Below are 22,449 nucleotides of genomic sequence, written 5' to 3'. Positions count from 1 at the left end.
TTAGCGTTTTGTCTTATTATCTTCTTCGCGGAGAAACCGCAAATTGCAGGCGATTTGGTTAAGTGTCGCGTTGAACAACGCCTTGTTCGTCGCGGAGATATTGTGCGTAATACGATCCTGAAACTGTTGAATAACCTGATTCAGTTGCTCCAGGATCGTTTCTCCGGCAGGCGTCAGCGCCAGCAGGCGGATCCGCTTGTCGTAAGGCGATATGGTACGCAGCAGGTATCCCTGTTTTTCCAGTAGCGTGAGAGTTCGCATCAGCGGCGGCAGTTCGATACCCTGCACTTCGGCCAGTTCGGTGACTGAGACGTTATTACCCAGCTGATGCAGTTGCATCAGTACCGTCCAGCTCGATTGCGTCAGGCCAGTATCCAGCACGGCCTGGTCAATGACAGAACGCCACTGGCGTACCACCATTGCCATACGCATTCCCAGCGGACGGCGGGCAAATAGCTCATCTTCAGTCATTACGTCTCCCTCTCATTACGCATAATACGTTAATACTTATCAGGGTAAGTATCAAGAAACAGCGCAGTTAAGCGCATAGATTGCGAAAAGGGATAGCCTGAGGAAGCGCGGCGAAGAGCCTGCCCGGTGGCGTTACGCCTACCGGGCGTGTAAGGAGATTATTGTCACATGTGCAGGTCCAGATATGCCGGATAGTACAGGCGAAGTCCGTACGCGATAAAGGCCTGTCAGCAACCTAGCGCAACCGCAGGCGCTATAGACTAGACGTAGCGTTTACCTTTTTTAGTCGCCGGTTTACCGCCTTTAAACACCCACGGACCGTCAACGGTTAGCACCACTTTATCGCCTTTGCGGGTGAGCCACGGGGTGTCTTCACTGCCCTCTTCCGACGTCACCCCTGCCGGACTGAGAACGATGCTGTCCTCATCAATTTCGATAAGGCCGATGACGTAGGTATAAATACCCTCGTCATCGTCACCGGTATCAAAATCATAAGCGCATTCCACCACCTGCTCGCCGTATTCCATGCGCATAGTCGGTTTCAGCGATGCCACGGAGACGGCGCCATTACTTACCGCCGAGTAGACGCTGCACACAATAGCTACTTTCCCGCCCATCAGACGGGAGATCGCCGGATTAATTTCCACGGTTTCCGTTCCCGGTGCGCACGCGCTGGCCGTAACCACATCGCCACCGTGAAGCAGCCACGGATAAGCTTCAAACGCGCCGGGATTATCAGGGGCGCAAACCAGTGACATCTGTCCATCCGGGCGCAAAATACCGATCCGCAGGTCAAGATCGTCATTATCTTCGTCGTCGCCGTTATCAACCCAGGTGGCGCTGACACGAATGCTTTTCGGCGCAGCTGCGCCTTTGATCAGTGAGACTTTATGCTGCACTTCGGGTTTAGTCAGGATAATTTTTTTAAGGCTCACTGCCGGTGTTACAGGTGCAGGCGCTTCGACCTCGATTCCGTAAAGATTGCATAATCCCGCAAGCCCCGAATTAAAGCCCTGCCATACCGAGCGAGCCTTATTGTCGCCGTTACGCACGTACAATTCGAGCACGATAATACCGGTTTCCTGACTGAACGCACCGGGCGCCAGGGCCAGGCTCTGCTCCCCTGCCACAATGTGCGCCTGTAGATCCTTCACTCTGGCAAAACCGCCTGCACCACCGTCCTGAGTCAGGGTCACGGCGATTTTGACAATCCCGGCGGGAAGGCGCGAGAGATCGAAATCAATACAGTGGCTCAGCGTGTTGCCGCTGATAGCCGGGTTCATAAACGTTGCAGCCCCCGACGCGTGCTGCGGCGCATTAAAAAACACCATGTCGTCGTCAGTGGTCACCTTGCCAGATGCAGTGACCAGAAAAGCGGTCAGATTGACATCAAGTCCTGCGTCCAGGGTATGGCTGACACGCACCTGCCCGCGCGGCTGAGATAAGCTCGTATTCTGGCCAGGTTGTAATGATTGATTCATCTCTCCCTCCTTTCCTTCGGTGTGAATAATATAGATCCGGTTTATCACAGCCGCTTAGCGGAGGGAATCGACAATATGCTGCCGCATACTATTGCGCGTCCTCGGTCTCCACCATCAGGATCGGGATGTACCAGCTGTCGACTTTACATTTACTCTGAAACTTCTCACCTTCCTGATGCTTATTACGCTGCAATACCGCTAACACCTCGGCATGGCGGATCGCGGGCACGATCTCTTCCCAACGTTGTCTGCCATTTCGGGAAAACTGCGCCAGCGTTTTTTCGCCCAGCATAACAGTAATACTCTGTTTTTCAGCGACCAGTTCGACCTGCTCACCCGGCTTCAGGCTGGTTAAAAGCGAATGGATCTCATGCGAATCCTGATACGCACCGGCAAAGCCAATATTCAGCTGGGCCAGACCGGTAATCAGAAAGCGGCGCAATTTTTCAGGGCGGATAGCCTGACTCCGCTGGTACGACAGCGGCCCGCCCTCCAGCAGCGGAATATGTGGATTTTGTTGGTTATCAACCTGCATCAATACCAGCCGGGAGATGGCGCGCGTCATCCCTACATAAAACAGCCTGCGCTCTTCCTGCTGGTTTTGTACGTCGTCGCCAAATGCGCTGGCCCAGCCGCCATCAAGGATAATCACATGTTCAAACTCTTCGCCCTTGACGCCATGTACTGTGCTTAATAATACGCCGCTGCCAAAACGCACCTGACGACGCTGGGCATTCAGATACTCCTGTAAAAAAAGATCAAAATATTCTGCGGGAAGCGCCTCGTCTCCCTGAGCGCCCTCCCACTGATCGATCAGGTCGTGCAGCAAGATGTGCCAGCGGTTTGCCAGCGCCAGCGCGGGTAACGCCTCGCGTAATTCCTGCGGCGTAAGTGGCGTCAGCCGCTGCTCCCGTAGCCATTGCTGATAATCGACAATTTCACGGCAGGCGCGGACCGGAAAACCGGCGTCTTTATCAAGCGTAAAGCGGCAGGCAATATCGGCGTCGGCCAGTGCAGAGCGCACCCGAACCAGTTCGTTTTTATCAATGCCGTTACGCGCGAGCACTGCGATCTGCTCGTGCGGACAGGTGGGATCGATCTCGCGTATTCGCTGAACTTGCTGCACAACTTCGGCAGCCTGCTGCGCGCTGTCCTGACAACGGACAATTTCAATCGTGCCGCGGCAGGGTTCTGTGGCCTGCCATTTACCGCCGCGAGGCTCGAGGCGTCGATTTTCGTCAATCGTAATGGGATGGGCGTTTTTCATGCGGTTGTGGTTATGTTCAATCAGCTGATTTGACGCCGCAATGATGTTTGCCGTCGAACGATAGTTCCAGGTGAGATAGTGAGTCTGGGCCTCGTAGTCGGCGGCAAAACGCTGAATAAACGTTACGCTGGCATCACGAAAACCGTAGATAGACTGATCGTCGTCCCCCACCGCCATCAGGCTCAATTTCACGTCGTCTTCACCGGCGCTCATGCCGGCCAGCGCGGCAATAAGCTGATACTGCTGCTCATCAATATCCTGATACTCATCCACCAGCAAATATTCCAGCCCGCCCAGCAGGTGCTCGCGCTGTCCTTCCATTTCGAGGCCCAGCTGCGTTTCTTCACCCTTTAACAGGGCGATGGCATCCTGTAGCAGGCTGGTAAAATTGATCTCTTCGTTATCCTGACTGCCCACGGCGTGTCCGGTCAGGCTCAGTGCCAGACCATGAAATGTCTGCACCGTGACGCGGCTCCCGTCTCGCCCCAGCAGGGCTTTTAACCGGCGGCGCAGCGACTGTGCCGCATTATGGTTATAACAGAGCAGCAGGATCTTACGTGGATCGACCTGTTTCACGCGCATCAGATACGCGCAGCGATGGACGATCACTTTGCTTTTTCCCGATCCGGGTCCGGCCAGCACCAGCATATTTTGATCCAGACCGGCCTGTACGATCTGCTCCTGACTTTGATTATGCAGATCGTCGACGATCCGCTTCCACGAGCTTTCGCTGGTCGCCAGATCCAGCACCTTACGGCGGCCTTTAAAGTACAGCGGCAAGAATGACTCCGCGTCCAGCGCAAAATAATCTTTCACCAGCTTTTGTGCCGCTTTGGGCTTATCCAGTCCGAGCTTCGCATATTCGTTCATGACATGAATTTGCAGTATTTTTTGCTGGTAATGCTGTTCAAGCGGCTGGTAGTCAGCCTTCACGTAGCGGTGCGCCTTTTCGACGTTGAGTCTTAGCGACATCGCCGCACGGAACACCGCCAGCCCGTTTTGCAACGTAATCGCATGCTGCTCGTGCAGATAAAGCAGCGCCCGTTCCGCACCTTTTATCAGCCACTCTTGCTCATTACCGGGATCCCGCTCCTGCAGAAGTGGAATGATATCTACATCCTGGCGCAGATAATCGAGCACCTGCTCCAGGGCAAAGGACAGCATGATCCGCCTGACGCTGTTCTCATCGCTTGCTGCCGCCTGATGATACAAAAAGCCCAGCACGGCATTGGTTAAGCGATGACGCTGCTGAATAATTTTTTCGATAGTGGACCATTGACGATTAATGGCCATCTGATAGCTGTCGCGGCTGTCGTAACGAAATTCAATCGAGCCTTTTTGCCCGCTCTGCCGCCCGTCCTGCGACCAGCTATAAAGCAGATTACGCAGCAGCGACGGGTGGCTTCGCTCGTGACCCAGATCGATAATCAACTGGTTAAATTTGCGCAGATGCAGCGAATAAAATACGCCCAGTTCAGGATCGGGAAATTGCTCGCGTAACAGCGAAAGCATCGCTTTTTCGATCTCCTGGATCTGGCTGGCTGTCACCCGGGCATTGTCTTTCCCTTTCGGGCGAATATGTGCGGTAAGCAGCAGTCCTTTGGTGATTAGCCCCAGATCGGCCATCTGGGTCAGCACCCGCATCACGTCTTTGGCTTCGGTCATGCTGGAGCCATGACTAAGATACTTTGCTGCATCATCGGCAATCGTGTCGGCACTCAGCCCATCATCGTCGTCCGCGTTGATCAGCGCCTGCAATATCGCATTCCACAGCTGCGCGGCGGGAGGATTCAGATTCAGCGCCCGAATTTTTTCCTGCGCCTCCTCCAGCGAGGCGAAGGCGACTTTACCCTGAAAGACCTGAGTAATATTGTCGCTGCGCTCGACATAGCCTACCCGCTCCAGCCAGGCGATGCCGGTCTTCACCTTCGTATCCGCTCCGCTGTCGTCGGCGGTGAAACTGGTTTCTACCATCGGCTGATTAATCAGCTCCGCGCTGGTCGCCACCACTTCATTTTTATCATTGACCTTGCGTTTGATGCCGCTGAATATCTGGCGAATATCTTTAAAGCTGACTTCACTGATAGCCTGTAGCCGGAACTGTTTCTCAATATCCTGCTCGTCAAAAAGCAGTACGCAGTGCGCGTCCAGGGTATCGCGCCCGGCGCGACCTGCTTCCTGCAAATAGTTTTCCAGCGAGCCGGGGATCTCCGCGTGGACCACCAGCCTGACATCGTCTTTGTCGATCCCCATCCCGAACGCATTCGTTGCGCAGACGATCCGGTATTGTCCGGCAATAAAGCCTTCGAGGATCTCTTTTTTCTGCGCGCTTTCGAGGCGGGCATAAAATTTTGCTACCGGCAGCGACTGCTGTTGCATCAGCGCATCGGAAATTTCATCCACCGATTTACGCGTCGCGCAGTAGATCACGCAGGAGCCGGGCTGCCCGTCGCCGAAAAACTGTTCGAGCAGAGAGAGGATTTGACTGAGCTTGCTCAGCCCCCGGCTTTCGAGAATGTCATAATGCAGATTAACGCGCTCCACCCCGCCTTCAAAGCGCGCCAGCGGCTGCGGGATCTTATTCTGAAAGTGTGAGCAGATGTCGTTGATGACATCCAGCTTAGCCGTGGCGGTGTAGCAAAAAACTGGCGGGACCGGAACCTGCTGCTCTTTCGCCAGCGCATCTATAACGGTGGCGCAGTAGAGATAATCCGGGCGAAAATCGTGCCCCCATTTTGACAGGCAGTGGGCTTCATCAAATACCCAGCCGCCAATTTGCCGCTGGCGGATGGCATTTTTTACCGCCCGATTGCGTAGCTGCTCCGGTGACAGATACAGAATGGCGATATCGCCCTGTCGCACCTGCTCAAGGATCGCCCCGCGCTCCGGCAGGGTCAGCATACCGGAGATTGCCGCCACGCCCTCAATGCCCGCTTTCTGCCGCAGATTATCGACCTGATCTTTCATCAGCGCCTGCAATGGCGAAATAACGAGGGTCAGTGAACCGTTACGCTGGTTGCGCACAATCGCCGGAAGCTGGTAGCAGAGCGATTTACCGCCGCTGGTCGGCAGTATTCCCAGCAGTGGGCGACTGGCCAGCCCGCACTCTACGATGTCGCGCTGAAGCGGCGTTCCGTCAGGCAGATTGCGAAAATCCGGCAGTTCAAATATATGCTGTAAATGGCGTCTGGCATCGTGATTTTGCAGGCAGTATCCACAGGTGGCCTCCTGGCACTTCTCTTCTCGCAGTTCGCGAATAATATCGGCCGTGGCCGGAAATTTTCGCCAGACCCACGGTGGCAGCACCGAGTTTCCGCCGCTGACCGGCAGCCACGCACAGGCGAAGGCCAGCGGCAGCAGCTTCTGCGGCTCGCGCAGCGCATCACCAATCACCCGGCTCAACTGATTCGGGCAGACCTTATGTTGCGCGATGGCTTTAACCAGCGTCGGCAGCGCCGCCGCCTGAATCGACTTCTTACCGGTAAGCGCCGCAAAAACCTGCGCCAGTCCACGAGTAGTAAAATGCGCGGAGATGCCATGCTCAAACAGATATTGATAAAGCTGAAGCTGCTCCAGCGGCTTGCTTCGCAGCGCCGTCAGCTGTTCAGCGAAAATCTGCAGCGCCAGCCGCGAGTCATTCACCGGATCGTTAATCGTGTCCCTGACCAGCTTGTAGTCTTTGATCAGCCGGTGATAAGGATTGGCCGGAAAGGCCAGAGGCGAAAGATAAAGTGTATCAATGATGGGTTTATCAAGCAGGATATGCGGGCGTACCGGCTGAGCGGAGAGCCACGGTAAATCAAAATCTAAAATATTGTGCCCAAGAATGACATCGGCATCTTTTGCCAGATGATCCAGCCGGGCGATGGCATCGTCCTGATGACCTTTTATATTCAGGATCTCATCGGCCAGCACCGCGCCTAACTGTCTGAATGTATTATCTCTGCTTAACTCTATATCAAAGGACAGGACCCGTTTCAGATCCAGCACGCTAGTGGTTTGTTCCATTTAACCGACTCCATAATCTCCCGCAGAGAAACATGAAATCGCTAAATCTGACCGGAGATGACAGCTTTAATTTGCACCGATTAAATCATGTGCAGAAGAGGATATCCAGTCAACAGCGTGATTTCTAAGGAAAAAAATCTCATTAATAATACTTATCAATAATTGAGAACGCGTGATTATGCCGTCCCACATCGCTGTACAGCCCGATGTGCATCTTCTATATCCCTGTTAATTATACGATTAGTTAACAGGATATCGTGACGCCCGTCGGGCAGCCCCTGAGCAGCGAATCATTCCTGCCGGTTAAGGATCTTCTCCAGATAGCCTTCAAGCTGATGCCGCCGCAGATAGTCGCTGACCTCACGCGTCCAGCCATCACCTTTTCCCAGTATCGCCCGGCTGCTGGTAGACGCATACAGATAGCGGTTATCGTAGAGATTGATCAGCGTCTGATTCATGCCATCAACGTTAAAGTCCGGTTTTTTGCGCTGCTGAAGCTCCAGCGAACGTAATATGCGCGCCTGTTGTTCGGGATCCGGGGTAAAGACCTGCTCGTTAAGTTCGCTTATCACTAAAAATTCGGGCGGGATGCCCTCTTCACGCGCGGCCTGGAACCGGTAGTGTCCGTCGAGGATCACGAACGATGCCAGCCCGGCGATATACCAGACGAGGATCGGCGGAAGCTGACCTTCACGCGATTTTTTGCGCCACCACTTCAGCCGTCCGGCATCCGTATCGATCGGATAGCGCCCCAGCAGCAGATTACCGCCCCACCACCAGTCCACCAGCCTGACTTTTTCCGGCTGGGTAAGATCGGCCATGTCCTCCGCATACAGCGTCCAGTCGCAGCCCATTTTGTCCGTACTGGCCGGTGACTGAAAATGCCAGTTTTCCGCCGTTAACGGTGTTTTTAGCGCATAAGGGGCGCGATCTTTTACCTGCTCCATCGGTCTTATCAACCAGCGGCGCGGGGCCAGTAGCGGTGAGGGCAGCGTCATTAACTGACGGGCAAAATAGCGGCACCACTCGCCGGTCCATGCCTCCCGTCCCTTACGTGCAATGACTTCCACATCCTGTGATGTGACCGGCGGCAGCAGGTTTTGCCGGTCCGGATGATCGGCATTAAATACCAGCCAGACGCCGGAGTGGTCTGACAGTACCGTGGCCCAGAACAGCGTTTCACCGCGTACTTTCAGCGCCATACGCCCGTGATGACCGCTCAGCATTTGCAGGGTTTGTGCGCAATCCGTCTCGCGGACGATAAGCTCAAGACCCTGCCACTGCGCGTTACGGTCGAGAAGGTCTTTCCACCAGTAGTCAGTCATAAAGAGGATCCCGGTTAAGCCATTGTTTAAGGATGATAATATATTTTTATTATTACTCTTAACGTCTCTCACAGACAAACAACGGCGTATCGACAATCATAAAAACCAGCAAATCGTCGCTGCTTTTTATCACGCGGGTCAGCATTTTCATATCGCTACGGGTGGTGAAGAAAAATGCCGGCAGATACCGTTTAAAGGTGCTGAAGGCCTCTGCGCTACTGAAATTCATCACGCTCGCATCGTTAGACAAGACCATCACATCATTCTTTTTTAATTGATAATGAAAGGTCTTACGCAGCCTCAGTACCGCATCGCTGGCCGAATCTTTTGCCATCAGCGTGATAAATCCGTCGCCGTTATCAAATGAAATATTCATTCGAAAATTGAGGGTCCTGGCGTTATCAATGATGCTGAGTCTGGCATCACAGCTAATGGCCTCACTCTCTGAGCGAAAATAGCTAACCAGGTACAGACTAAGCATCAATATCATCAGGGAAATGAAAGCGATTGCATAATTAATGTTCACATTTATGTTCAACATACATCGTCAATCCATCAATAAAAAAAGTAGAACGACTGGCAGCCGGGGCTGAGCCCGGTGCCAGGCTGGTTACGGCAGGCAATAAATGATGGATAGTCAGCGACGTGATTTCCTGTAATGTAAACCCAGCGGCGGGCACCACAATCGACCGCCGAACGTTTGATTAGCGACTGAAAAATCACGCTGTCATCAGGAATGTTGTTCACAAACACTTTACATTCTTCGCTATCATTGATTTCAATGTAAGCGGAAAAATAGTTTCTCGGCGGCGTGATGATATGCCACAACACGACCACCAGCGGCAATAAAAGCGCGCCAGCCGCAATGAAACTCCGGATGCCCTTTCGCCTCAGGAAGACACCTTTTTCAATCGGCACTGCGGTCATAACGCCAGGCGGCGCAGCGACTTCAGCCATTTCATTTTCAGGAGGGTCAGACTCTACATCCTGAATTTTTTGCTGAATAGTCACGTCAGTCGGAATAGTGAATCCGCGTTTTGGAATGGTTTTTATAACGCTTCGGCCATTTTCTATTTGTGATAACGCTTTTCGCAATAGCGAAATATTTTGATGTAAAGTATTCGCATTCACATTCATCCCTCGCGCATTCCAGACGCGCGTAAGCAATGTTTCCTGACTAATAATTTCACCGTGATTATCGAGCAAAATTTTAAAGCAGTTACTGGCGGGAATAGGTAATGTCACCGTTTTATCATCGCACGTGTAATGCAGTAAATGTGCCTGAGCATCATAGATAAGTGCTTCATTTATAATATAAACCACAGCCACTCTACCAACCTCCTCCATTAAGATAGCTCAGACACAGTCTTTCTTTCGCTATAAATTCATAGCGAGAGATTATGTTCCACGACTGATTAATTGTTTTTAATTATATTAAAATCTCTTATGTCACTCAAACAAAATAACACCTTCTTTTGTGGTGTCATTGTACATTGATTTAACTTTACTTCATAAATCACAACTAAATCATAGCATTGTATTTGTCATACAAATAAATAAATCATTAATTTCACAAATATATGAGTAGCAACCACACGTCTTTAACGGATACATTCTGCCACCAGAGCAGGACACCTCATGCAATTATTTGATTGCCAGCAGAGTAATAACGTCAGTCATCAATCAGGTAATCGATACCGTTATGAGGCTGGCAACTGTCCGCGTTAATTCGTCAACAACACATCAGGATCATATTATGAAAAATAGCCACGCCCGCTACGCCTTATTTATTACCCGCACCCTCATAAATAGGTTTAGCAGGATAAACCGCGCCGGATGTCATTTACTGTCCTGCACTCTGTTTTCTTTTTCGCTAAATAGCGACCATAACCTTATCAGCGCCATATCGCCGAATACATCCTGAGCCATATTTAATATTGGCAGTAATACGGATGAAATATGCAGAACCGGCGATCGAACGTTTTTCCTGAAAAGGAAAATACAGAACGCCTCTTATTATGATTCGTAGTCTTTCTCTCGATTAAAAGGAATATTTCATGAAATTGAAAACGCTGGCGCTTACCGCCCTGTCTGCTCTGTGCCTGAGCCCGGTAGTATTTGCTGATACCACCGTGGTCAATGGCGGCACGGTGCATTTTAAAGGCGAAGTGGTTAACGCTGCCTGCGCGGTAGATGCCGATTCTCTCGAGCAAACCGTGCCAATGGGCCAGGTACGTACTGCCAAGCTTGCTACCGCAGGCAGCACCAGTAATTCCGTGGGCTTCAATATTCAGTTGAACGACTGTGATACTACCGTCGCAACGAAAGCGTCTATCGCGTTTTCGGGCACCGCGGTCAACAGCGAAAATGCCAATGTACTGGCGCTGCAAAGCTCTGCCTCCGGTAGCGCGACCAACGTCGGCGTACAGATCCTTGACCGAACCGGCACGCCGCTTGCGCTGGATGGTGCATCGTTTAGCACTGCAGTGACCCTGAACGACGGCAATAACGTTCTGCCTTTCCAGGCACGTTACTTCGCCACCGGAAAAGCCACTGCTGGTACCGCAAATGCGGATGCCACGTTCAAAGTGCAATACGAATAATTCGGCGTAAAGCAGGGAGGCACCGCGGGCCAGGATGGCTCGTTATGTTTAACGCGTGCAAGGTGACACCGATGCAAAGGATAACCACCGGTCTGTTGATGTTGCTCATCTCCTCGCAGGCCCCGGCGGAAGGCATGATGCGTTTTCAGGGCGTCATTATTGCTGAAGCCTGTCGCGTCGAGGCGGGCGATCGCCAGATGACGGTCAATATGGGGCAAATCGGCAGTTATCGTCTGCATGAGCCTGGAGAGGACACCAATCCCGTCCCTTTTGATATTCATCTTCAGGACTGCACCACGGCAGTCAGCGAGCGCGTCGGGATCGCCTTTCGGGGCGTCGCCGATGGTAAAAACCCGGACGTGCTGTCCGTCGGCGAAGGCCCTGGAATTGCCAGCGGCATCGGCATCGCCCTGTTTGACGCTGAGGATAACTTGGTGCCGCTGAACAGCCCGCCACTCGCCTGGACACCGCTGCATAGCGGCCCGTTGACCCTGCACTTTGTTGCCAAATACCGGGCGACAGGCAGACAAATTACCGGCGGCATCGCCAATGCGCAGGCGTGGTTTGCCCTGACGTACCAGTAAGCGAAAACACGATTAATAACCAAAGAGCATGAGATGAAGACCACGACAATGCGCCGCCTGCTGGCAGGATTAATGATGATGTTAACGTTTGGCTATGCGGCCCACGCCGATGCGGGTGTCGCGCTGGGCGCAACCCGGGTGGTATATCCCGCCGGACAAAAACAGGTCCAGTTACCGGTCACCAGTAACGCAGAAGGTAGCACTTATCTGATCCAGTCATGGGTCGAAAACGCTGACGGACAAAAAGAAAGCCGCTTCGTTATCACCCCACCGCTGTTTGCGATGCAGGGTAAAAAAGAGAACACCCTGCGCATTATTGATGCGACCAATAATCAGCTGCCGCAGGATCGGGAAAGCCTGTTCTGGATCAACGTTAAGGCAATTCCGTCTATGGATAAGGCCAAACTCAGCGACAACACGCTCCAGTTGGCCATTATCAGCCGCATTAAACTGTACTACCGTCCGGCAAATCTGGCATTGCCGCCGGATCGGGCTGCCGAAAAGCTGCGTTTTCGTCGCAGCGCCTCGCACCTGACGCTGAGTAATCCGACGCCCTATTACCTGACCGTCACCGAACTCAATGCCGGTACGCGGACGCTGGAGAATGCGCTGGTACCGCCGATGGGCGAAACCTCGGTGCCTCTGCCTTCCGATGCCGGAAGCACCATTACCTACCGGACCATTAATGATTATGGCGCGCTAACGGCCAGAACGCAGGGCGTTATGCAATAACACCGCGCCGCCGCTGAACCTGAACCAACACCATCATTATCGGGCAACGACGGGCCGGAGGGACTATGTCATATCTACACTATGGAACGCGCGGCGTCAGGCCCCACATGAACAGCGGCCCCGCCCTGCGTCCGGGACGGCATGTTATACAGACGCTGGCGCTGCTGATCGCCGCGCAGGCTTTTGCGGCGCGCGCCGAGCTGTATTTTAATCCGCGTTTTTTATCCGACGATCCTTCTGCGGTGGCGGATCTCTCCGGCTTTGAAAAAGGTCAGGAAGTACCGCCTGGCCTCTATCGCGTGGATATTTACCTCAACGACGGCTTTATGACCACACGTGATGTCAGGTTCAGTGCCGGCGATAACGGCTATGGCCTGGTACCGTGCCTGACGCGCGGGCAGCTTGCCGGCATGGGCGTTAATACCGCCGCTGTCGCAGGAATGAACGCCCTGGCGGTCGATGCCTGCGTGCCGCTGACTACCCTCATTCAGGACGCGACCACCCGATTTGATGTCGGTCAGCAGCGCCTTTATTTGACGGTACCGCAGGCTTTTATGGGTAATACCGCGCGGGGCTATATTCCGCCACAGCTGTGGGATGACGGGATCACGGCGGCGCTGCTCAATTACAACCTGACCGGCAATAACGTGCACAACACGCCCGGCGGCTCCAGCCATTATACCTGGCTTAATCTGCAAAGCGGGCTTAACGTCGGCGCATGGCGACTGCGTGACAATAGCAACTGGAGCTACAGCGGCGGGGCGTCCACTCGTCGCGAGAACCGCTGGCAGCATATTAACTCCTGGCTTGAACGCGATATCACACCGCTGCGCTCGCGGCTGACCCTTGGCGATAACTACACCAACGGCGATATTTTCGACGGCATTAACTTTCGCGGCGCGCAGCTTGCCTCCGATGACAACATGCTGCCGGACAGCCAGAAAGGGTTTGCGCCGGTGGTTCACGGCATCGCGCGGGGCACGGCGCAGGTTTCCATCAAACAAAACGGCTATGAGATCTACCAGAGTACGGTGCCGCCCGGCCCCTTTACGGTTAACGACCTGTATGCGGCGGGCAACGGCGGTGATTTGCAGGTGACCATTAAAGAAGCCGACGGCAGCACACAGATCTTTAGCGTGCCGTGGTCGACGGTCCCCTTCCTGCAACGTGAAGGGCACACGCGCTACGCCGTTACCGCCGGAGAGTATCGCAGCGGCAACGGGCAGCAGGATAAACCCGCCTTCTTTCAGACCACGCTCCTGCACGGACTTCCGGCGGGCTGGACGTTATATGGCGGTACGCAGCTGGCAGATCGTTACCGCGCCTTTAACCTCGGCATGGGCAAAAATATGGGCACCCTCGGCGCGCTGTCGCTCGACGTCACCCAGGCCAATGCGCAGCTGGCGGACGACAGCCATCATCAGGGGCAGTCGCTGCGTTTTCTGTACAACAAATCGCTGACTGAGACAGGCACCAACATTCAGCTCGTCGGTTATCGCTACTCAACGCGCGGCTATTTTAGCTTCGCTGACACCGCCTGGCGTCGAATGAGCGGTTACCGTATTGAGAGTCAGGACGGGCCGGTGCAGGTGAAACCGAAAATCACCGATTACTACAATCTGGCGTGGAATAAACGCGGTAAAGCGCAGGTCAGCGTTACCCAGCAGCTGGGGCGTACCTCAACGCTCTATATCAGCGGCAGCCACCAGACTTACTGGGGCACCGACGGTGCTGATGAACAGCTACAGACCGGGCTGAATAGCGTGATCAACGACATTAACTGGACTCTGAGTTACAGCCTGAACAAAAACGCCTGGCAGCAGGGGCGCGATCGGGTGCTGGCCCTTAACGTCAATATTCCCTTCAGCCACTGGCTGCGTTCCGATACTGCTTCCGTCTGGCGGCACGCCAGCGCCAGCTACAGCATGTCGCACGATCTGAACGGGCGGATGACTAACCTTGCGGGCCTGTACGGCACGCTGCTGGAGGATAACAACCTCAGCTACAGCATGCAGACCGGCTATGCGGACGGCGGGGAAGGCAATAGCGGCAGCAGCGGCTACACCGCCCTCAACTACCGCGGGGGCTACGGCAACGCTAACCTCGGCTACAGCCACAGCGAGGGCATTAAACAGGTCTATTACGGAATGAGCGGCGGCGTGCTGGCCCACGCCGACGGCGTCACCTTCAGCCAGCCGCTGAACGATACCAGCGTGCTGATTAAAGCGCCCGGGGCTGAAAACGTGAAAATCGAAAACCAGACCGGGGTGTTTACCGACTGGCGCGGCTACGCCGTCATTCCATATGCCACCGAGTATCGGGAGAACCGGGTGGCGCTGGATACCGGGTCGCTGGCCGACAACGTGGATGTGAATGAAGCCGTGGCCAGCGTAGTGCCAACTCACGGCGCGGTGGTGCGCGCCGAATTCCGCGCCCAGGTCGGCCTCAAACTGCTGATGACCCTGATGCACAACGGTAAACCGGTACCGTTTGGCGCGATAGCCACCTCCACGACCCGCCACAGCAGCAGCATCGTGGCGGATGGCGGTCAGGTCTATCTTAGCGGTATGCCGGCGACCGGTCAGGTCGAGGTGACATGGGGCAGTGGCGCAAACGCCCGCTGCGTGGCGGACTACCGTCTGGATCCGCGCCAGACGCTCAACCAGATCGTGGCTATCTGCCGCTAAGGAACCGACATGATCATTCTGCAACGCGTGTTGTTCGTGCTGCTATCCGGCTTGTTTATGGCGCACGCCGTCGCCGCAGACAGCACGATCTCTATCAGCGGCAGAGTTCGCGATAACGGCTGTGCGGTCGCCACCGACTCGAAGGAGTTTACCGTCAGGATGGGCAGTGAAGCGGATAAACAGTTTCCCACGGTCGGCGCAGCGACCCGGCCGGTGCCATTCAGCATTGTGCTGTCGCCGTGCGGCACGGCGGCAACGGCGGTCAAAGTGGGCTACACCGGCCCGGCGGATAATGACAACCCGACGCTATTAAGGCTCTCTGCCGGGGCCAGTTCCGCCGGTGGTATCGGCGTGCAGATCCTCGATAAAAACCGCCGCGCGCTGGCGCTTAACGCCAGTTCGTCGTCGCTTGAGTGGACAACTCTCACGCCGGGCCAGACCAACATTCTCAGCTTTCATGCCCGCTTAATGTCCACCCGGGTTCCGGTTACCGCCGGGCAGGTTACGGCGACCGCCACCTTCACCCTTGAATTTCAATAGCCGGAGACTGACATGCAACGCACTCTTTCCCGCTGGCTGCTGGCGGGCATGCTGGCGGCCAGTATCGCCCCCGGACACAGCGCCGACGTGACCATCACCGTTAACGGCCGGGTGGTCGCTAAACCGTGCACCATCGCCACCCCCACCGCGAACGTGACGCTGGGCGATCTCTATACCTTCAACATGATCGCCCCGGGGGCCGCCTCTGCCTGGCATGACGTGATCCTCGATCTCACCCAGTGCCCGGTCGGGACATCCATGGTCACCGCCACGTTCAGCGGCGCGGCAGACAGTACCGGCTATTACCAGAACCAGGGCACTGCCGGCAATATTCAACTTGAGTTGCAGGATGAGGAGGGCGCCACGCTCAACAACGGCAAGCGTAAAACCCGGCCGGTGGACGAAACAACCCAGTCAGCGCGCTTTCCGCTTAAGGTTCGGGCGCTGACGGTTAACGGCGGCGCAACGCAGGGCACCATCCAGGCCGTCATCAACGTTACTTACACCTGGGCCTGACAGGAGATCCTCATGCCAAAACTTATTGCTTTTATTACCTCGCTCCTGATGCTGGGCTGGTCCGCCAGCGCCTGGTCTTTTGCCTGTCGAACCGCCGCAGGGGTGACGATCCCGATTGGCGGCGGCTCGGCGAACGTCTACGTCAATATGGCCCCCTCCGTCAGCGTGGGGCAGAACCTGGTGGTTGACCTCTCGACGCAGATTTTTTGCCATAACGATTTCCCGGACACCATCACCGATTACGTGACGCTCCAGCGCGGCTCGGCCTATGGCGGGGTCCTCAAAAACTTTACCGGCACCGTCAGGTACAACGGGCTGGCCTATCCCTTTCCCACCACCAGCGAAACGGCGCGGGTGATCTATAACAGCAAAACCGATAAACCGTGGCCCGCCGTCCTTTATCTGACGCCGGTCAGTACCGCGGGCGGCGTCGCCATCAGCGCCGGCTCGCTGGTCGCCGTGTTGATCCTGCACCAGACCAACAGCAAAGACGCCGACGACTTTCAGTTCATCTGGAATATCTACGCCAGCAATGATGTGGTGGTACCGACCGGCGGCTGTGACGTCTCCGCCCGCAACGTGACGGTAAATTTGCCGGACTATCCTGGCACCGCCCCCGTTCCGCTTACGGTACGCTGCGCGCAGAACCAGAACCTGAGCTATTACCTCTCCGGAAGCACCGAGGATAGCGGCAATTCGATTTTCAGCAACTCCGCCGGGGGCCTTGCGGCTCAGGGCGTCGGGGTTCAGATTGCACGCAGCGGTACGACTCTGGCGGCCAACGACCTGGTGTCGATGGGCGTGGTCGGCACCTCCCCGGTGGACCTGGGGCTTACTGCCCGCTACGCCCGCACTCACGGGCAGGTCACCGCCGGCAGCGTGCAGTCGATCATCGGGGTGACGTTTGTCTACCAGTGACACCATGATCCTCTCCCCGTGCACGCTGGCTGCCGGCGGGCTGGCCGGTTTGCTGGCGGACGCGCATCCGCAGATCGTCTATCCACAGCAGGACACATTAGTACCGCAGCCGGCGCACCGGGTGGTGGTCTATCTCCCGGACGATCCCTACTGGCTGTTGATGACCCTGCAATACGCCGCCTCCCTGCTGCACCAGATGCATCGACCGATGAACATGCTGATCCTCAGCCGCCTCCCCGCCTGCTGGCTGTGGTCAACGCTGCAAAAACTCGTCAAAAAGCCGCAGGCGCTGGCCTGCGTCAGAGCAAGCTGTTCCGACCTGCCCTGTTCACAGCTTGCCGCCCTGCTGAACGGCGCGCTGTGCACCGGTTCGCGGCTCTCCTTGCAGGCGCAGAACGCGTCTTTATCAGGATTACCTCATTACGACGGTCTGACCCCGAAAGAGATCGTCGCGCTAATAGATCTTTTTCACGGCGACAGCATCCGTCAGCAGTCGCAGCGCCGACAGCGCAGCCATAAAACGCTTTATTGCCAGCGGGTATCAGGACTCAAAAAAATGCCTTTTCCCCTCACCTGCCTGCCGCGTGCCGCGCAATACCCGCAGAACAAGCGTTATCCGCCAATGGATGCCTTTGAACGCGAGTGTATGCAGGCGATATATAGCCACCAGCTGTTTTGCGTTTTTCAGCCCATCGTCAACCCGCAGCTGCGGCTACTGGGTTGTGAACTGCTTGTCCGCTGGTATCGTGACGGACATATTCTTACCCCGGCGGAGTTTCTGCCGCAGATCCACGCCCACCACGTCTGGCTACTGCTCACCGCCGCCGTCCTCCATCAGGCCGTGCGGCAGATTAACGCCTGTGAAGGCCGCTACTATTTCTCCGTCAATATACCGCCCTGCCTGGCCGGGCATCACGGTCTTATAGCGATGATGGACGCCGCCCGCCGTCAGCTTCACGATCCCGCCTGGGCAGGTCAACTGGTGCTGGAGTGCGCCGAGACCACCGATCTGCGCCCGGATGCACCCTGCGCGACCACTCTCCGGCACCTTCAGGAGCAGGGGTTTCGCATTATGCTCGACGACTGTTTTTCCCAGACCAGCGTGATACTGCCGGTCAGAACGCTGCAATTCAGCGACTATAAACTGGATAAAAGTATCGTCGACGCATGCCTGCACGATGCCCACGCCCGTGCGCTGGTCAAAAGCCTGGTCTATTTTGCTGAACTGACGGGAAGCGGGTGTATTGCCGAAGGGGTAGACAGTGAGAAGAAGCTGGAGATGCTGCGCGGAATGGGAGTGACGGGCTTTCAGGGGTATTTTATCTCGCTGCCGGTGACAGAGCAGGAACTGAGGGGGATGATGGGGAGGTTTGGGTGAGAGGCCGTTGTTACACGCCCCGGGCTAAGGATAGCCCGATGGTGACACACATACTTTACGCTTTCTGTTGATTCATCGAACGCATTAATTTTCGACGATCCACTAACATTCCATTTTCGTCATAATAGCGGCTGGGCCAGATCGCCGAAGGGTCCATTTCCAGCGCATCAGCAATCAGATACTCTCCTTTAGGCCATGGGCGGATCAGCGTATTTGCCAGTGTGGACGAACATAGCCCCGCCTGGCGCGACACCTTTGCCATCGATAAATGCTTTTTCTTAAGCTGGGCAATAATCTCTGCCGGGTGCATATCCGTTTTCTTCATTTCCTGTTCTCCTTTATCGCTAATAAACCGTACAAATTTGCGACACAAATACTAAGCAATACTTAGTACATTTTCAACTATCAGATCTCAAAATTGCGATTCTGTTTCCAGACTTACAGGATCGTCATGCTGCCGCACCGTTTGAAAGAAGCACGTCTCAACGCCGGTTTATCCCAGCAGAAACTGGGCATTCTGGCCGGTATTGATGAAGCCACAGCCAGTGCGCGCATGAACCAATATGAGCGCGGCATTCACACGCCTGATTTTGCGCTGGCGTGTCGGCTGGCCGAGGTGCTGAAGATCCCTGCCTGTTATTTTTATACGGTTGAGGATGATTTGGCGGAAGTGGTGATGGGATGGCTGAAGAGGTAAGCCTTACTTTATTCAATATGACTCAAATAACGCGTCTGGCCTGCAATGGGTTTACATCTCATGGCGCTAACTACATCAGCCATCGCCCCTGAACACTTCTTTTCGGTGCCAGTCCACAAACGGTTCGCCCGGATAATTCGCTTTAACCGAAGGTAGAGCAATGGCTTTACCGGCAAAATCCCGAAACAGTCGCTGCACTATCCCACCGCCGTTCACCGCATCAGAGATCACCACGCGCATGTTTTCATCCAGCCCAATCGACCCCCGATCGAACGCTTTATGATGAATGGCACACAGCGCCAGACCGTTGGGAACGTCACACGGACCACGATGCTGTTTCCAGCGGATATGTGCGGCTTCAAGCGCAATTAGCGCATTGTCGTGACGCATATTAAAGCCGCAAATCGCACACTGATAGTTGTAAGCACGCAGTACTTTCTGGCGAAAGGCGGGATCGCGCTGGCGAAGAGAGTGCTGAAGGTTAAATCCCATTTCGTCAGCGATATCATCCTGAATGCTGGCCGGAAAATGTGCCTCAAGGATTTGATGCGCCAGCGTGTCGATTAACGCCGGTTTTTTGGTAATTAGCGCAAAATTTTCGGCATCAAATCCACCCGCAACATGATGTTCGATAAGCTCCCGCCGGGGTGGCTGGCGGCTACCGCTGGTTGAGCATAATTCTGCGTTATGCAACTCCCAAAAACCGTCACCTTTCAGGCGCCAGAAAGGCATGTCCGGCCGCTGATCGCGACGCTGTGGTCCGTAACGTTCCAGAAGATCCAGCAGTGGCGCGTAAATTTCCGAACCATAATCAAAGAGCCGGGCATGACCCTGCCGATAGTGCGAAAGCACGTACAACAGAAGTAACGGCTTATGTGGCGCTCGCTGCTCGCCTTTACGCCAGAGGGTAATACTTGCTATCGCCTGCCGGAGAGTCTTATCGGAAACCATAATATCCGCGCGCCTGAATGCTTATGTTTGCGATCATGCTCGCAAAGTTTTATGCAATCAAGACGTTATTTTTAGAACTGGAAAACCGTGACGGTGGTATGACGCTGCGCCATATATCACAGCTTACTGAGGATACTGGCAGGATCGAGGCTTACCAGACGGCAGACGCGAACAAACTCGACAACATCCAGGCGACGCTCTCCATTTTCAACTTTTGCCACGAACGACTGCGGCTTGTCTAATGCCTTTGCCAGCTGCGCCTGCGTCATCCCCTTAGCAAGCCTGCCAGCACGAAGCGCTTTTATAATCAGCTGATAATCTTCTGAATAAATTGATGCCATTTTTAACATCCGATTTTAATCCCAAAATCGAATATCTGCTGTTTACATAATTATCCCAAAACAGGATAATCAAACATTCCATAACATACAGGAGTAATCGAAATGACAAAAAAAGACTGGCATCCCGCCGATATCATTGCCGCAGTGCACAAACGCGGCACCAGCCTGGCCGCGGTCTCGCGAAGCGCGGGATTATCTTCATCTACACTGGCAAATGCATTGATCAGACCCTGGCCAAAAGGAGAGATGCTAATTGCTCAAGCGATCGGTATGGATGCGGCGGATATCTGGCCAGAACGCTACTACGATAACAATCATAGACGGCTTGATCGGGAGAGTTTAATACGTTGTCGTTTACAGCCTGCCACTGAAATAAATTAATTATTCTTGCCACTGCGCGCCGACTTGCTTTGTACTGGCAAGATGCGGCGCGGCACGTAATTTATATCACTGATGCATTTTTTAGCTACACAGATGGTATGACGATTCCCTTAATCTAATTTCTGAAAAATTTACCAGCCTGTAAAAGATTTTTTATATATCTGCATCAAGATCAATGCGCCTCTATTACTCCAGCGCCTGACCAATAATCAGACTGCTTACTCTCTTACGGCTTCACAAATAACTGTTTTGAGATTCTGGATACAACATCTTTGGCTTATGTCATTAAGTCATATGTAAACTTAGGTGGATTACTGTCCCGGCATAGTGTTACCAATAACTGATTACTAATGCACAGAAATAATGGAGGGGACAAAAGCTCTCTTTCTTTAGGAATACTTAACTCAAAATTTAAATACGCTACATTAATAATTCTATTACGTCTGATCGTTTACTGTCCACCCACCTGTAGGTACACTTTTATTATGGATTTTATAACAACATGAGGAATAGAAAAAATGGCAATTCCAGCTTATCTATGGCTTAAAGATGACGGCGGCGCAGACATTAAGGGATCTGTAGACGTTCACGATCGTAACGGCAGCATTGAGATCACCGGATTTTCCCATAATCTCAGCATTCCAACGGACGGAATGACGGGAAAGATCACAGGAACCCGTAAGCCCTCACCTATGCATGGTTTTATCAGCAGGTAAGAGGGCATGGCCCGTGGGATTACAAACAGCGCGGGAGACAGTTCGAGAGTTTTGGTAACTTTCATTACGGGGCTGTTGGTCACGCTGCGGGAATTCCTGAAGAAGTATTACTTCGGGGTGCAGGATGGGCGCAAAGTCACGCAGAAACCACCGATCCGGCCTTTGGTAATTGGTATGGCTCAACGCCTTACGGTGATGACCCTAACGACCAGTATTGGATAAGAGCGGGTATCGACTATGCAAAACGCACAGGCTTTTAAGAAGCGTTATCTATTCTTAATCCTGCTGGCAGTTGTCGTCTTCGGGGCCTACAAGGCGCTGCACTTATCATCCCTTGAGCAAGAGATTATCAAGAAGGTCAAAGTAAACAGCCTGGCTAATCTCTACATCACGGAAACGAGCGCAGGAGCCACCACAGGCTTCTCCTATCGCTTCTATCTGTATGATGCAGCCAAAGACGATAAAGCGTTTATAGCGAGCCTGGAGGACGATCACGAACCTTTCATGATCACCACGGACAAAGACGCATTGACGAAGGCCGAGAATGACGCGATCTATCTGTCAGTGAAGGGAACCATCTACACCTTTCACAACCAGGCGGCTTACAAAGTACGTGATTCCATCCACTCCGTGCCTGTCTACCTTACCGCCTCTCCATTCTAAGAGCATGGCCAGCTTTGCGCTGGCATGCTCTTCTGATTTTAGGCAATAGAAGCCAATAAGCCCGTTGAGGGTAGGGCAACGACGTCTCGATATCACAACTCACAGCCTTTACGCCTGAATAAAGAAGTACGGTCCGGATTCTTCTACTCATAAAGAATAGTCAGGTGCCCAGGTCGAGATACGCCGTCTC

Annotated in this window: 20 protein-coding genes and 2 pseudogenes; 13 read left to right on the top strand and 9 right to left on the bottom strand. The window is 54.0% G+C overall.

Going from position 1 to position 22,449, the window contains the following annotated elements:
* The 6 genes from AC791_RS17675 to AC791_RS17650 all read right to left on the bottom strand — a co-directional run bounded on the left by AC791_RS17675 (position 1) and on the right by AC791_RS17650 (position 9,875).
* Complete coding sequence (locus AC791_RS17675; protein WP_049841795.1) at positions 1 to 471, bottom strand: MarR family winged helix-turn-helix transcriptional regulator; 471 nt, start codon at positions 469 to 471, stop codon at positions 1 to 3.
* A 260-nt stretch (positions 472 to 731) separates the two neighbouring features.
* A complete protein-coding gene (locus AC791_RS17670; protein ID WP_049841794.1) occupies positions 732 to 1,952 on the bottom strand; it encodes a TerD family protein in 1,221 nt (406 codons plus the stop codon).
* A gap of 88 nt (positions 1,953 to 2,040) precedes the next feature.
* Positions 2,041 to 7,227 carry a RecQ family ATP-dependent DNA helicase gene (locus AC791_RS17665; protein WP_049841793.1) on the bottom strand — a complete coding sequence of 1,729 codons (5,187 nt, stop codon included), beginning with the start codon at positions 7,225 to 7,227 and terminating at the stop codon, positions 2,041 to 2,043.
* Positions 7,228 to 7,517: 290 nt separating this feature from the next.
* Positions 7,518 to 8,552 carry a ParB/Srx family N-terminal domain-containing protein gene (locus AC791_RS17660; protein ID WP_049841792.1) on the bottom strand — a complete coding sequence of 345 codons (1,035 nt, stop codon included), beginning with the start codon at positions 8,550 to 8,552 and terminating at the stop codon, positions 7,518 to 7,520.
* A gap of 58 nt (positions 8,553 to 8,610) precedes the next feature.
* Positions 8,611 to 9,093: a hypothetical protein gene (locus AC791_RS17655; RefSeq protein WP_049841791.1), complete on the bottom strand. Its 483-nt coding sequence runs from the start codon at positions 9,091 to 9,093 to the stop codon at positions 8,611 to 8,613.
* Between the two features lie 14 nt (positions 9,094 to 9,107).
* On the bottom strand, positions 9,108 to 9,875 hold the full coding sequence (locus tag AC791_RS17650) for a winged helix-turn-helix domain-containing protein (protein ID WP_158443039.1): 768 nt from the start codon (positions 9,873 to 9,875) through the stop codon (positions 9,108 to 9,110).
* 734 nt (positions 9,876 to 10,609) lie between these two features.
* Between AC791_RS17650 and fimA the strand changes: the two genes are divergently transcribed.
* The 8 genes from fimA (at position 10,610) to AC791_RS17610 (ending at position 18,510) form a co-directional block, all read left to right on the top strand.
* The gene (gene fimA / locus AC791_RS17645) at positions 10,610 to 11,155 is read left to right on the top strand and encodes a type 1 fimbrial major subunit FimA (RefSeq protein WP_049841789.1); all 546 of its coding nucleotides are present in this window, start codon (positions 10,610 to 10,612) and stop codon (positions 11,153 to 11,155) included.
* Positions 11,156 to 11,226: 71 nt separating this feature from the next.
* Positions 11,227 to 11,739, top strand: coding sequence for a fimbrial protein (locus tag AC791_RS17640; RefSeq protein WP_049842032.1), 513 nt, complete (start codon positions 11,227 to 11,229; stop codon positions 11,737 to 11,739).
* Positions 11,740 to 11,772: 33 nt separating this feature from the next.
* A complete protein-coding gene (locus AC791_RS17635) occupies positions 11,773 to 12,471 on the top strand; it encodes a fimbria/pilus periplasmic chaperone (protein ID WP_049841788.1) in 699 nt (232 codons plus the stop codon).
* Between the two features lie 107 nt (positions 12,472 to 12,578).
* Positions 12,579 to 15,158: a fimbrial biogenesis usher protein gene (locus tag AC791_RS17630; protein ID WP_049841787.1), complete on the top strand. Its 2,580-nt coding sequence runs from the start codon at positions 12,579 to 12,581 to the stop codon at positions 15,156 to 15,158.
* A gap of 9 nt (positions 15,159 to 15,167) precedes the next feature.
* Positions 15,168 to 15,698 carry a fimbrial protein gene (locus AC791_RS17625; RefSeq protein WP_049841786.1) on the top strand — a complete coding sequence of 177 codons (531 nt, stop codon included), beginning with the start codon at positions 15,168 to 15,170 and terminating at the stop codon, positions 15,696 to 15,698.
* Between the two features lie 12 nt (positions 15,699 to 15,710).
* The gene (locus AC791_RS17620) at positions 15,711 to 16,214 is read left to right on the top strand and encodes a fimbrial protein (protein WP_049841785.1); all 504 of its coding nucleotides are present in this window, start codon (positions 15,711 to 15,713) and stop codon (positions 16,212 to 16,214) included.
* A 12-nt stretch (positions 16,215 to 16,226) separates the two neighbouring features.
* A complete protein-coding gene (locus AC791_RS17615) occupies positions 16,227 to 17,132 on the top strand; it encodes a fimbrial protein (RefSeq protein WP_049841784.1) in 906 nt (301 codons plus the stop codon).
* A complete protein-coding gene (locus AC791_RS17610) occupies positions 17,119 to 18,510 on the top strand; it encodes an EAL domain-containing protein (RefSeq protein WP_228136918.1) in 1,392 nt (463 codons plus the stop codon). The genes AC791_RS17615 and AC791_RS17610 overlap by 14 nt, the downstream gene beginning before the upstream one ends.
* A gap of 55 nt (positions 18,511 to 18,565) precedes the next feature.
* On the opposite strand, the gene AC791_RS17605 is transcribed toward AC791_RS17610, so the two are convergent.
* Positions 18,566 to 18,835: a helix-turn-helix domain-containing protein gene (locus tag AC791_RS17605; RefSeq protein ID WP_049841783.1), complete on the bottom strand. Its 270-nt coding sequence runs from the start codon at positions 18,833 to 18,835 to the stop codon at positions 18,566 to 18,568.
* A 126-nt stretch (positions 18,836 to 18,961) separates the two neighbouring features.
* Between AC791_RS17605 and AC791_RS17600 the strand changes: the two genes are divergently transcribed.
* Positions 18,962 to 19,207 carry a helix-turn-helix transcriptional regulator gene (locus tag AC791_RS17600; RefSeq protein ID WP_049841782.1) on the top strand — a complete coding sequence of 82 codons (246 nt, stop codon included), beginning with the start codon at positions 18,962 to 18,964 and terminating at the stop codon, positions 19,205 to 19,207.
* Positions 19,208 to 19,282: 75 nt separating this feature from the next.
* Here the strand turns inward: AC791_RS17600 and AC791_RS17595 are convergent, their stop codons facing one another.
* Together AC791_RS17595 and AC791_RS17590 are read right to left on the bottom strand one after the other, a co-directional pair.
* The gene (locus AC791_RS17595; RefSeq protein ID WP_049841781.1) at positions 19,283 to 20,158 is read right to left on the bottom strand and encodes a phosphorothioated DNA-binding restriction endonuclease; all 876 of its coding nucleotides are present in this window, start codon (positions 20,156 to 20,158) and stop codon (positions 19,283 to 19,285) included.
* A 116-nt stretch (positions 20,159 to 20,274) separates the two neighbouring features.
* Positions 20,275 to 20,499 (bottom strand): helix-turn-helix domain-containing protein, encoded by a 225-nt coding sequence (locus AC791_RS17590; RefSeq protein ID WP_049842030.1) that lies wholly within the window; start codon positions 20,497 to 20,499, stop codon positions 20,275 to 20,277.
* A gap of 102 nt (positions 20,500 to 20,601) precedes the next feature.
* On the opposite strand from AC791_RS17590, the gene AC791_RS17585 reads away from it, so the two are divergent.
* From AC791_RS17585 to AC791_RS17570, 4 genes and pseudogenes are all read left to right on the top strand, one after another.
* Positions 20,602 to 20,880 (top strand): helix-turn-helix domain-containing protein, encoded by a 279-nt coding sequence (locus AC791_RS17585; protein WP_077264664.1) that lies wholly within the window; start codon positions 20,602 to 20,604, stop codon positions 20,878 to 20,880.
* A 518-nt stretch (positions 20,881 to 21,398) separates the two neighbouring features.
* A pseudogene (locus AC791_RS17580) lies at positions 21,399 to 21,575 on the top strand (type VI secretion system tube protein Hcp); the annotation flags it as partial.
* A 62-nt stretch (positions 21,576 to 21,637) separates the two neighbouring features.
* Positions 21,638 to 21,856, top strand: a pseudogene (locus AC791_RS17575) (polymorphic toxin type 44 domain-containing protein); the annotation flags it as partial.
* A complete protein-coding gene (locus AC791_RS17570; protein WP_049841777.1) occupies positions 21,834 to 22,259 on the top strand; it encodes a hypothetical protein in 426 nt (141 codons plus the stop codon). The pseudogene AC791_RS17575 and the gene AC791_RS17570, both read left to right, overlap by 23 nt.
* Positions 22,260 to 22,449: the final 190 nt, after the last annotated feature.

It is taken from the genome of Klebsiella sp. RIT-PI-d, from assembly GCF_001187865.1.
In the GTDB taxonomy this organism is placed as follows: domain Bacteria; phylum Pseudomonadota; class Gammaproteobacteria; order Enterobacterales; family Enterobacteriaceae; genus Superficieibacter.
This window is presented reverse-complemented; position numbering and strand designations above follow the sequence as displayed.